Source organism: Terribacillus halophilus, from assembly GCF_900162685.1.
Classification (GTDB): Bacteria; Bacillota; Bacilli; order Bacillales; family Amphibacillaceae; genus Terribacillus; species Terribacillus halophilus_A.
The window spans coordinates 1,219,666-1,231,900 of record NZ_LT727828.1 but is presented as its reverse complement, the minus strand read 5'-3'; the positions used below and the strand labels follow the sequence as shown (position 1 = coordinate 1,231,900).

Annotated in this window: 12 protein-coding genes; 1 reads left to right on the top strand and 11 read right to left on the bottom strand. The window is 42.7% G+C overall.

Annotated elements, in window-relative coordinates; genetic code table 11:
• Positions 1–103: 103 nt before the first annotated feature.
• From B1K52_RS10695 to refZ, 11 genes are all read right to left on the bottom strand, one after another.
• On the bottom strand, positions 104–1,099 hold the full coding sequence (locus B1K52_RS10695; protein WP_077308055.1) for a class I SAM-dependent methyltransferase: 996 nt from the start codon (positions 1,097–1,099) through the stop codon (positions 104–106).
• Positions 1,100–1,216: 117 nt separating this feature from the next.
• Positions 1,217–2,575, bottom strand: coding sequence for a 2-hydroxycarboxylate transporter family protein (locus B1K52_RS10690; protein ID WP_306278151.1), 1,359 nt, complete (start codon positions 2,573–2,575; stop codon positions 1,217–1,219).
• A 342-nt stretch (positions 2,576–2,917) separates the two neighbouring features.
• On the bottom strand, positions 2,918–3,625 hold the full coding sequence (locus tag B1K52_RS10685; protein ID WP_077308051.1) for a response regulator: 708 nt from the start codon (positions 3,623–3,625) through the stop codon (positions 2,918–2,920).
• Positions 3,618–5,216 carry a DcuS/MalK family sensor histidine kinase gene (dcuS, locus tag B1K52_RS10680; RefSeq protein WP_077308049.1) on the bottom strand — a complete coding sequence of 533 codons (1,599 nt, stop codon included), beginning with the start codon at positions 5,214–5,216 and terminating at the stop codon, positions 3,618–3,620. Before dcuS ends, B1K52_RS10685 begins: the two co-directional genes overlap by 8 nt.
• A gap of 108 nt (positions 5,217–5,324) precedes the next feature.
• Entirely contained in the window at positions 5,325–5,765 is a 441-nt protein-coding gene (ytfJ, locus tag B1K52_RS10675) for a GerW family sporulation protein (RefSeq protein WP_077308047.1), read from the bottom strand.
• A 10-nt stretch (positions 5,766–5,775) separates the two neighbouring features.
• Positions 5,776–6,312 (bottom strand): DUF2953 domain-containing protein, encoded by a 537-nt coding sequence (locus tag B1K52_RS10670; protein ID WP_179106530.1) that lies wholly within the window; start codon positions 6,310–6,312, stop codon positions 5,776–5,778.
• A 99-nt stretch (positions 6,313–6,411) separates the two neighbouring features.
• Positions 6,412–6,606: an alpha/beta-type small acid-soluble spore protein gene (locus B1K52_RS10665; protein WP_077308043.1), complete on the bottom strand. Its 195-nt coding sequence runs from the start codon at positions 6,604–6,606 to the stop codon at positions 6,412–6,414.
• A 75-nt stretch (positions 6,607–6,681) separates the two neighbouring features.
• Entirely contained in the window at positions 6,682–7,884 is a 1,203-nt protein-coding gene (thiI, locus tag B1K52_RS10660; RefSeq protein WP_077308041.1) for a tRNA uracil 4-sulfurtransferase ThiI, read from the bottom strand.
• A 4-nt stretch (positions 7,885–7,888) separates the two neighbouring features.
• On the bottom strand, positions 7,889–9,028 hold the full coding sequence (locus B1K52_RS10655) for a cysteine desulfurase family protein (RefSeq protein ID WP_077308039.1): 1,140 nt from the start codon (positions 9,026–9,028) through the stop codon (positions 7,889–7,891).
• Between the two features lie 82 nt (positions 9,029–9,110).
• Entirely contained in the window at positions 9,111–10,802 is a 1,692-nt protein-coding gene (ezrA, locus tag B1K52_RS10650; protein ID WP_077308037.1) for a septation ring formation regulator EzrA, read from the bottom strand.
• Positions 10,803–10,955: 153 nt separating this feature from the next.
• On the bottom strand, positions 10,956–11,591 hold the full coding sequence (refZ, locus tag B1K52_RS10645) for a forespore capture DNA-binding protein RefZ (protein WP_077308035.1): 636 nt from the start codon (positions 11,589–11,591) through the stop codon (positions 10,956–10,958).
• Positions 11,592–11,712: 121 nt separating this feature from the next.
• Between refZ and B1K52_RS10640 the strand changes: the two genes are divergently transcribed.
• The gene (locus tag B1K52_RS10640) at positions 11,713–12,198 is read left to right on the top strand and encodes a GAF domain-containing protein (protein WP_077308033.1); all 486 of its coding nucleotides are present in this window, start codon (positions 11,713–11,715) and stop codon (positions 12,196–12,198) included.
• Positions 12,199–12,235 lie beyond the last annotated feature (37 nt).

The following is a 12,235-nucleotide window of genomic DNA, read 5'->3' as shown; positions in this document are numbered from 1 at the left end:
TGTTCAGCCCCTTGTAAACTTTTACGTACTTCCCTATTTTACCTGTGTCGACAAGCTTATTGCAAGATGTGTCGAGAACTTGTTTGGAATTTCGTTAATTTTTTTAGTTTTTTAAACCAGATAACTCGCTATCGAACCAATCATTGATCTGCTTCAGGACATTGGACATGGCATTTGGATTTTTAAACGAAGGCAGCTGCACGAGTAGCGCTTGCTTTGGCGCTGTTGTTAGCGTCCCCTTCTTCTGCAAAATCAAAACGCTTTTCGCTTGCGATTCGTTCTTGAACATGCTATCAGGGAACTGCAGCAATCCGACAATATGTGCATGCTCCTGAAGGAATGCGTGCAGGGAGCGCGCCTGGTCACTTTCAAATAAGAAATTCGGAACGACAAAGAGCAGGTAGCCGCCTTCTTTCGTGTAATGCAGGCTTTGCTCGATGAATAAATGGTGAGAATACGAATGTCCTTCTTCTGCCTTCAATTCAAATTGAGCAGCCTGGACATCATCTGGGTAATACCCTACCGGCAAATCACTTACAACAAGTTCAACTGGCTCCAGCAAAAACGGACGTAAGCTGTCTTGATGGAAAAATTCGATCTGTCTTTCCTGCATATTCGCACTCATAACCGCAAGCTGAATCAAAGTTGGATCCACATCACTGCCGTATGCTTGTATGTCTTTTTCTACTTGGTTGAGTACAGCTGTGAGCAAATTACCTGTACCAACTGCTGGATCAAATAAACGAATATTATCATTTTTTCCAACTAGTTTATTCGTCAAGTACCCGATTAGCATGGCAACAGTGTCAGGTGTGAGCATATGCTGCTGCTGTGTTGCCCCTTTCATGCCTTTCAAGATTGCGAGCTGGATTCCTTTTCGAACTTCTTCTTTCTTATAACCCTGTTTATCGAAAATGGCAGCATGTTTATCCAGCTGCTGCTTTACTAGCGGCTGGTCTGTAAGCTCCGTTTCGCGATCTATTATATATTCCATTGCTGCACCTAGTGCATCAAGATAAGCTATGTTTTCACGTGATTCCAGTGACTCAGCCATCTGGTCAAGTGCCTGGTACACTTTTTCGACATTTTGTTGTTCCACGTTCAAGTTCCTCCATTCCTCTACATCTGTCTTATTGTATCAAATGCTGCAGGCAGAAGCGAGAACAGCCATTTATGCATGCAAAAAGCCCAGCCGAAGCTGAGCTTTTTGATCTTTTTAAGAGAAGAAATGCATCAATGCTGTTGCACCGATAACTGTTGCAGCACCACCAAGACGCGTGGAGATCTGTGCGAACGGCATTAAAGCCATACGACCAGATGCAGATAGGATCGCAACGTCACCTGTTCCGCCTAGTCCACTGTGACAAGCTGTTACGATACAAGACTCAACGGGGTACATCTTCATCAATTTACCGACAAAGTAACCTGTTGTAGCCATTGCAATAACAACAGACATACATGTTACAGCAAAGCCGATTGTGAATACGCTTGCTACATCCTCAAGTGGAATAAAGACAATTCCCAAGCCAACCATTAGCGGCCATGTGAAGGCAGTTGATACAAATTTGTATAGCTGCTGCGCACCAGTTTGCAGTTTCTCAGGAAGTAAATTACCGGATTTAATAATTGTAGCAGCAATAATCATGATGATTGCTCCGGATAAAGTAAATCCAGCGAATACATGAATCCAATGTTCTACTACTCGTCCAAGAACGAACAAACTCATTGCAACAAGGAGACCTGCTCCCATCAAGCTGAAATCAATTGATTTATTTGTGTTCTGTTTTGCAGCTTCCAACACTTTATCACCTTTATCAGAGCGAACAAGTTTGTCATGTCCAGCAAGTTCCGGACGTTTTTCACCAAGCTTTTTCATCAAACCAGCGATAATGATCGCACAAACGTTACCGATGATTGCAGCAGGGATAAGCTGAGAAACAAATTCTCCAGCGCCTCCGCCAAGGATACCTGCATAACCTGCTGATAATGGAAGGATACCTTCACCGATACCACCAGCAATGATTGGTACAACGATATAAAAGAAAGCATGATGTGCACTGTAACCGAACAGCATACCAACTAGGGTACCAACTGTTACTGCAGCAATCGTTCCTGTTACCAATGGGATGAACATGCGGATGAATCCTTGAATAAGGACTGTCCGGTTCATTCCAAGAATACTACCTACAACAAGACATGCGATGTAGAAATAAAGGAAGTTTGATCCGCTTGAAGTCATTAGCTGATCGACAGCTTCCAATGTTGTTGAGCTTAATGTGTTGTAAAACACAAGTACAGACGGAACGAACAACGATAGAATCGCTGGTCCTCCAATACTGTTGAAATACGGAATTTTCTGCCCAACATCCCCTAGCAGCACTCCGATTACCATGATGACAGCAAAGCCGCCGATCATGTCAGTAGGTAATTGATTTGTGTATGCAGCAATAAGTACAATAATAGCTAAAACTATATACACAGGAAGCGGTATAACACCGACTTTCCAATCCATGACTTTTTTAAAGCCTTTTGGCTTGTTGTCATGAGTATGGTTATCGCCTGTATGCGATTTCATTTCCATTGTATTGCCCCCTCTAAGTAGATACGACTATTCTAATTTAACCTAATTTACCTGTGTTATTATTTAACTAAACTAAATGTAATGTAACTTTTGTAATTATAAAAAGCAGGGTGAATTAATTATTAGATTATTTACTAATTAGGCGGTTATTATCCAAAAATCCTTGATATGACCGGATAAGTTAAAGATAAATTTATAGTATATATATTGGAATTCAGAACAGCTTCATTATGGAAACCCTTTCACTATTTTTCATAAAATACGGAGGATACTAGCAGAATTTGTGCTTTTAACAGTGAAAAACGCAAAAAAAGAAGCCTGCTCGCAGGCTTCTTCTTAGATATATTGGCTGATATGATGAGATGTATTGGCATTGACGCGATACTTGAATACTGGGCGTCCTATACTGCCGTAGTGCATTTCCACTTCCAGCAGCTGCACATCTTCCAAGAACTTTAAATATTTCCGCACAGATACTTGAGACATTTCCGTTTCGTTAGCAATATCTTCTGTTGTGAAAAAATTGTAACGGAAAGTGAGAATGCTGTTCCACACTACCTTCAGTGTACTTCTTGTGAGTCCTTTTGGCAGCTGCATCATCTGTTCTTGTTCCGGCAGCAGCAGAAGCTGATTATCCAGTTCTTGCTGGGTCATTTCTTCTTTGTTGCTGAAAATAAGCTGGCGCTTGCGATAGCCGCTTAATGCATGCTGGAACCGATCAAATTCAAATGGTTTAATCAGGTAGTCTACAGCTCCGTACTGCAGCGCTTCCCGGATCATTGGTTTCTCACTGGCAGCAGAAATGATAATTGCGTCCACTTCATAGTCCCGTTTGCGTGTTTCTTTTAGTAATTCAATTCCGTTCTTGCCTTTCATATAAACGTCCAAAAGCAGCAAGTCTACATCATTCTGCTGGATAAAATCAAGCGCGTCCTTATAATTTTGAACAGCACCTACCGCAGCAAATCCGCTCATTTGTTTCACATAACGTTTATTTAATTCACTAACCATCGGGTCATCTTCTACGATGAGTACTTTAATCATTTATTGCATCCTCCTGTATATCATACGGCAGCTGGAGACTAAACGTCGTTCCTTCACCTAGTTCACTTGTCAGAACAAGATAGCCGCCCAACTTCTGCACGTAGTCTTCCACTTGATAAAGACCGAAACCACGGTCACTCCCCTTGGTTGAAACACCTTGTTTAAAAATCGATTCTTGCTGTTCTTGACTAATCCCTTTTCCTGTATCGGTCAGTTCAAGAAACAGTTGCCCATCAGCAAACTTAATTGAAAGTTGTACACGTTTTTCCGGCTGCTGTTCGACTGCGTCTACGGCATTATTCATCAAATTACCTAAAATCGTGATTAGCATTTGATTTGTTTTTTCCGAAGTATTTGGAATTGTATCGTTGCAATCTACTTCAAGCTGCACGCCATTCTCCGCCATATAGCTTTTCTTCCCTAATAGAAAACCAGCTAAGATAGGGTTCTTCAAATAGTGAATCATCGCAATTGTAGCAGATCGTTCTTTACCGGCAACATTTTTCACATAACGCCCGAGCTGATCATAATCTTCCAGCTCTAAAAGCCCAAGAATTACATGCAGTTTATTCATAAAGTCATGTGTCTGGGCACGTAGGGCATCCGCATACAGCATTGTGTCTGTGAGTTTTTCATTTAGATGGTTGTATTCTGTCCGATCAACAAATGTTGCGATAGCACCTGCTGTATTGCCTTTGAGCTGGATTGGAATTTCGTTCATTACTAGCGTCAGACCGTTATGCTCCACTTGGCGACCAATTAACGGCTTGTTCCAAGCAATAACTTGATGAAGCTTTGTGACAGGCAGCACATCATCCACTTGCCGGCCTTTCAGCTCCCCTTTTATTCCCATCTCTTCCAGCAATCTTTTTCCTTCTTTATTGACCATCTGAATCTTACCTTTTGTGTCAACAGCTACCATACCATCTTTAATGGATTCGAGCATGGCAATACGCTCGCTAAGAAGCGCAGCAATTTCATCTGGCTCCATGCCGTGCATAATCTGTTTGACTTTCCTCGCAAGCAGCACGGCTCCAATAAGTCCGATCAAGAGACTTAAAACTGTCGCTAAATACAATGGAATACGGTTGCTGCGAATAATCTCATTCAACTCATTCATGGTAATTCCGACAGCTACAACTCCAACTTGTTCCCCTTGCTCGTTATAAATCGGTGAAAAGGCGCGAAGACTTAATCCTAGCGTTCCTTCTGCCTTTGAGACGGATTCCTCCCCTGCCAGAGCTGATTTTTCATCTCCTCCGACGAAGGGCTCCCCTATTTTATCTGGGTCTGGATGACTTAAACGAATTCCATCCATATTCATGACAACGACAAAATCGGCGTCCGTGATTCGCATTGCTTGTTGTGTAAACTGCTGAAGTGTCTCTGAATCTTGTTCATCTGCCGCTTCGACTACGGACGGATCAACTGCCATCAGCTTGGCCGTTTGCAGCACTTGCGCCCGTTCTTGGGACTTGATATTCCGGCTTGTCTCAATTCCGATCATAATAAATGTCGTCGTGACAGCAAGTATGACGACAACGAAAACGAGTGCGGTCATTTGTGTCCGCAACTTTATCTTTTGTTTCAAGTATAACCTTCTCTCTTTCCGCTTTCCCGCTTCAAGCTCATTTCTCTAAATTATAGCGGAATAATGCTGGATTATAAACCAAAAAAACCACCAACAGGTGGCTTTTTCTCAATATACGGTCTCATCATCAAAGCGTTGGGGCTTTTGCTGCTTCTTTTGCTTTGGATTTTGCTTCAGCATTTCTTGGATTTTCTCTACTGCTGCAGGAGCCGCCTCAATTAGTTTTTCATAAAGGTGAGTCTGTTCATCAAGATGAATCATTTTTACGCCTTTATGACCTACAATTAAGAAAGCTATCGGCGTTATGGAGACACCGCCACCACTTCCCCCGCCAAAAGGAAGTTCATTTTTTTCACTTTTTCCTTGGGAATTGCTTCCTTCAAACTCACTGCCTCCAGCTGCAAAACCGAAACCAACACGTGACACAGTTAAAATAATACTGCCATCCGGTGTTTCTACCGGATCGCCTACTATTGTATTGACATCAATCATTTCTTTCAGGTTTTCCATTGCGGTTTTCATTAACCCTTGAATTGGATGGTCTCCCATAGTAAGCCTCCTATCTCCTGACATTGGATATAATAGCTTGCATAGCTTTCCCAGTACGAATAGACACTATGCATTGAAAGTTACTATCGAAGACAGCAGCATGAAACACCGGATTCACCTGAATATCAAAAGGTTTTGTGACCTGTATGTTTTGCGAGATGAGTTGTTGAGCAATTCCTTTTAACGTCCAGATAACTCCTGATAAAGTGCCGGCAGCTGCAGCATCCCCAGTACCAATCGTTGTATGCCAGCGTAATTGATGCAGTTCAGCTGTCCTAGTTATTTGCAGAAGATAAGGAAAAGAGTGCCTGAGTTTGCGCAGATCTGCTGTCATTGTGTCAAGTGTAGCTTTTAGTTCCTCTCCCGGTGTAGTTTGAATAGGTTTGTGCTGGGTAAATCGCTTTTTATAGACAACTACTCCGACTATACTTACTTTGATACGCCACCGTTTCTCTTCGTAAAAAATATGTAGCATGACATTTGCTGATAAAGCGACGATCAGAAGAACCAATAAAATAATTGCGCTAATTATAATAGCCATCCACATGTCCAGCCCTCCCCTACATATAGCATGGGTCAGCATCATTGTTTTTACACGGAAAAAGGAGCAGCTAACGCTGCCCCCTTTTGTGCCATACTTATGAAATTATCTGTTTAATTGCTCTTGTGCAGTACGTACAAGACGTTTTGTGATTTCTCCTCCAACAGATCCGTTGGCACGAGAAGTTTCGCTTCCGCCAAGCTGCACACCGAATTCTTGTGCAATTTCATACTTCATTTGATCTAGAGCTTGTTGTGCTTGAGGTACTACTAGCTGGTTGCTTGAGTTGTTGTTAGCCATTTGATGTCACCTCCTTGTACATGTAGCATGTGCTGATGAGGGAGGTAACATACGGATTAATTTAATGGGAAGTTCTTACAACAAATCAGCGAATGGTGCTTTTTCTTCCAACTCAGGAACGGCCGTAATGATTTCCGTTCCTTTAACAGCTTTTTCAATTTCTGTGGAGAAATCAATTGTACCTTCATACAAATGCACTTTCTCACGTCGCGGTTTCGTTTTCGGTGAATCTGGTACAAAAACAGTGCAACAGTCATCGTATGGGCGCGTGGATATGTCATACGTGTCTATTTGCTTTGCAATATCGATGATTTCGGACTTATCCATTGTAATGAGCGGTCGCAAAATCGGATAATTGGTTACTTCGTTAATGGTATGCATGCTTTCCATCGTCTGACTGGCAACTTGCCCAAGACTTTCTCCAGATGTTAGGGACAAGATACCGTTTTGTTCAGCAATCCGCTCACTGATTTTGAGCATCATACGACGCATGACCGTCATACTGTATCCAAAAGGAATTTCTTGATGTACTTTCACCTGCAAATCGGTAAACGGTACAACATGAATTTTCACTTTCGCTCCGAATTTAGAAAGTGTTTGGGCTAAGTCAATTACTTTCTGCTTCGCCCGTTCATTTGTATAAGGAGGAGAATGAAAATGAATAGCTTCGATTTCTACTCCGCGTTTCATGGCCAAGTATCCTGCCACAGGGCTGTCTATCCCACCAGAGAGCATCAATAGTGTCTTACCTGAGCTTCCGGCTGGTAATCCGCCCGGCCCTTTTATCTTTTGTCCTGTCACATATGTTGCTTGTTCGCGTATCTCAACCATAATATCTACACCAGGCTTACGAACGTCAACAGGATAACCTTCACTGTTCTGCAAAACATAAGCGCCGATACGCTGATTCATTTCTTGGGAGTCGATTGGGAATTTCTTATTCGTCCGGCGGCAAGATATTTTAAAAGACGTGCCTGCCGGGTTGTCGAGCAGCAGCTGAAGCGCAGCTTGTTTGATCGCCTGTTCTTCATTTGCTGTCCGTATTGCCAAACTAAAGCTGTGAATACCGAAAATGTGGCGGCACGCTTCAACGATAGGTTCATGATCTTCTCCGTGCAAATGAATATACATACGGTCCCGCGTACGCTCCACTTTGGCTTTTCGATAGGACCTGATTTGGTCTTTCACATTATGTTCCAGCTGTCTGGTGAAATGCTTCCGATTCTTTCCTTTCAGTGCCATTTCTCCATAACGTATTAATATATGATCATACTGCATCTGTTTATCTCATCACTTTCTTTAGTTGTGTTAGTGCTTCTTCCAGCACTACAAGGAAATATTCTACTTCTTCCATCGTGTTGTCATAAGAGAAACTAACACGAATTGCTGATTCTGCCTGTGCAACGGGAACACTGCAAGCCAGCAGTACAGCACTGGCATCACTGTTTTTAGAAGAACAAGCCGATTTAGTTGAAACATAAATATCTTTTTCCCCAAGTGCGTGGACAAGCACCTCTGGCTTTAATCCAGGTACGGAAAAATTAAGAATATGCGGTGCACCAGCCGGTGGAGAATGGAGGATAACACCTTTCATATTCGCAAGCCCTTCCCATAGCTTTTCCCGCAACTCAAATAAACGAGCAGGCTGATTCTGTAAGTTCTCCATCGCCATACGGAAAGCCTTTACCATCGCTGTTATTCCCGGTACATTTTCAGTTCCGGAACGCAATTCCTGTTCTTGTCCTCCTCCGGTTAGCTGCGGCGCAATAAATACATCTTTGTCTTTATAGAGAATGCCGCTTCCTTTCATGCCATGAAACTTATGCGCAGAAAGTGTACAAAGATGGATGTGGCTTTTCTTTAAATCCAGCTCAACCTTTCCTGCTCCTTGGACATAATCCACATGAAACGTGATATTCGGGAATTCTGTCAGCATCTTTCCGATTGTTTGAATCGGCTGAATCGTACCGATCTCATTGTTTACGTGCATAACACTTACAAGTATTGTATCTTCTGTAATCGCAGCCTTAATGTTATCGACTGCTACATACCCATATTTATCAACATCCACATACGTCACCTGAAAGCCTTGTTTTTCTAGTTCCGCACATGTTTCCAGAACGGAAGGATGCTCGACGGTTGTCGTAATGATGTGATTCCCAATCCTTTTCTTTCGGTATGCTGTTCCTTTTATCGCCAGATTATTTCCCTCCGTACCGCCTGAGGTGAAAATAATCTCATTTTCTCCAACATGCAGCAGTTGTGCCGCCTGTTTGCGGCATGCAGTCAACAGCTGCTCTGCTTTGCCGCCCATACGATGAAGAGAAGACGGATTAGCGAAATACGTCTGCGCTGCTTCTGTATAACTAGACAGCGCGTCACGATGCGGTCTCGTGGTCGCACTATTATCAAAGTAAATCATCATCCATCTCTCCTCTGATTCAAAACTGTCTTTTACTAAAATAAAGCAATCCCTCGTTTGTGACAAGGGATTGCTTTATTTATCAGCTGGGAACCTTGATATGTTTTTCCAAGCGTTCCAATGCTTTCGGTTCTATATCTTGCAAGGCACGCGCCGCACGCTCCAAAGCCTGCTCATATTGATATTCCCGGAATAATTTCTCCGCTTCCAGCATTTCAGCCGCCAGCATCGGATATTGACTTCGGTAACGGTTGGAATATTGGATTACTACTTCTGCCAAATAAGCCTGTTCCAGCAGATTTTCAATTTTTTCAACACTTGCATTGCTTATTTCTTCTGCTTGCTGCAAGGTCGTACTGACTTCCGCCATATCAAGCGGATGCCCATCAAGTATTTCCATTGCCCGAGAAGTTTTCTCTTGGCTTTCTTCTACCATTTTCCAAACTTCCTGAGGAACACCAGGAATATTGCTCTTTTGCAGCTTCCGATTCACATCGTATAGCTTCTGACGCATATCCGCAATCTTCTCTTTTGCATCTAATTCATCTTTGCGAAGCGTCTTTATCTTCTCTCGGATGACTTCATGCTCTTCTTCAATTGCACTAAGTTCCCGGAATCCTGCTTCTAACTCTTCTTTCAATTTCGCATGTGAAAACTGGTCATCGTCAACTTCTCTCTGTAAGTTATCAAGCTGATGAGCCAGCCTGGAAATCTTAGATTCAAGTTTCACATGGAATTCAACATCATTGTCTGTAAAGAAATAAGATTCCCGAAGCAAATCAACTTCTTCTTTTGTTTCTAGAAATGCTTCTGCCTTCTTTTCGACCGTTTGGACATACTGATCGAACTTCGAATCAACATAGTTCTTCGCTACAGCTTCATTTTCCAGCAGTTGATACATTTCTTTAATCCGGCTTTCTAAAGCAGGGATAACCAATTTTGTCTCCTCAGCGTCTCCGGATTCCAGCTGTTTAATCAAGTGTCCAAGCCGTTCATTTTCTCTCTTCAGCTCGTCTTCAAACCCAAGATGATGGATGCGGTATCCATCTTGTTTCATTTCCCGGATTCCTCCTAGAAGGTCAGAGATTTGTGCCGGCAAATCTTGTTTCACCTGCTTATAGGCTGTAGGGAACGCATCAATCTCTGCTGCTAGCACTTCTGTCTTTTCCTTCACATCCATAATAAGCTGATTGGCTTCAAAGTAGTTTCCAGATTCAATAAGGGCATGATAAGCAGCCAGCTGTGCACTCTGCTCCGCAATAGCCGCTTCAAAGCGCACATCCGCTTTACCAAATTGATGACGATGCTGCGAAATGGTTCGTTTTAGCCCTTGCAGTATCGGCTGCAGTTCCTCCGCCTGTTTCCGAGCTTCTTCTTCAGAAGCAAGCAGTTGATCAAGCTCACGAAACATCGCTTCAATCTTCTCTTCTACCTGGTTAAGGATATCCTGTACTTGCTGCAGATGCTGTCTCGCTTTCTTGAAACGGTAACGGTCCGCCCCTTCTTCCGCATCAAAAAGAGCCTCTTCTGTATCTGGAAGCTCTTTTGTTACGATATGATCCCAGCGTTCCTTCCACGATTCAAATTTTTCCTGCGTCTCCCCAGATAGGTTCAACGCTTTCACTTTTGCTAATTCTTCTGACACATTGCGGTTTGTAATGTCCAGTTTCCAGCTCTCGAGCCGATCCACTTCATCATAAACCCGCTTTCTCATAATCAGCCCCAGGATAATAAGGGCGATGATTACTATAATTCCTCCGATGATGTACGGCAATGTCCAGCCTCCTAACCAATACTCGGGAAAAAGGAGTAATACCCTATTAGTCGTTATCTTTTTAATACTACAATGATACCATGTAAAGGACAAATTTGGCTAAATTTTTTCAAATTTCTCAGGTAATTTCCACCTATTCCCTTGTACGTGCTCCTAATTGGCTGAGACTGCCTGCAAACGACTGGAGGAGACGGTCGCCAATGTATCAAGCCAATGGTGAATGCTCGACGTATACATCGAGCAGAAATAGGTGCGCGATTCCTCTGTGACCAACACACCTTTCATCTCTTTACTCATTGTAAATGGAGCTGCCAGCATACCTGAGAGTTGCATATAGAGGTAAACACCTTCTCGTTCTCGTATGCCATACATCTCCAAATAGTCCCTGAACGCTTGTTTTAGCAGATGTGTCTCTTTTGCCAGGTACGTTACAGCCATCTCTCGGACAAAGATGGAATCCAGCATAAGTTCGCGCTGGATAAAAGCAGAGAATTGATTGCGAGTGAGCTTATATTGTATAATTGCTTCAATTAATCGTTTCAGATAGATACTGGCGTTATCCTGCTGAGCAGGCCTAACTTGATCCAGATAAGCCAGATAGTCTTCGTAATACAACACGACAGATGCTTCCAGAAGACCTTGCTTACTTTTGTAATAATAGTTAATTAAGGAGACATTGACCGAAGCTTTTCCCGCAATATCGCGGACGGATGTCCCATGGTAGCCTTTTGTGTAGAACAATTGACAAGCGGCGTCCATCACTTTCTGTTTCGTGTCATTTTTTTTCAATCTTTTCAGCTCCTTTCCTGTTGTATACGACAGTGCCAGGTGCATTCCTGCATCTTTCACTCGTCAAATATCGCACTATCTGTCGAATGATCGAAAATAATTGTATGGGGGAAATAAAAATATGTTTGAAACTTCAGCCTATAGCGGTTCCCGTGAAAAGGATTATGAATTACTTGTAAAACAGCTTGACGCATTGCTAACAGGAGAAGAGGATGAAATCTCTCACTTGGCAAATGCTTCTGCACTTCTTAATCAGTTTCTAGATGATGTAAACTGGGTTGGGTTTTATCTTCATAAAGGGGAAGAATTAATTCTCGGCCCATTCCAAGGGCTTCCAGCTTGTGTACGCATTAAAATCGGAAAAGGCGTGTGCGGAACAGCAGTCGCTGAAAACAAAACACAGCTTGTAGAAGATGTAAACCAATTCCCAGGCCATATCGCATGTGATGCAGCCAGTCAGTCTGAAATTGTTGTACCGATTGTAGTTGACGGCAAATCTTACGGCGTACTGGATATTGACAGTCCATCCAAAGCTCGCTTTGACGAAACGGATCAGAACTATCTTGAGAAATTCGTTGCTGTACTCGTCAAGCACTTACAAAAATAAAAAAAAGGCAGCCTCCCAACACGGAAGGCTGCCTTTC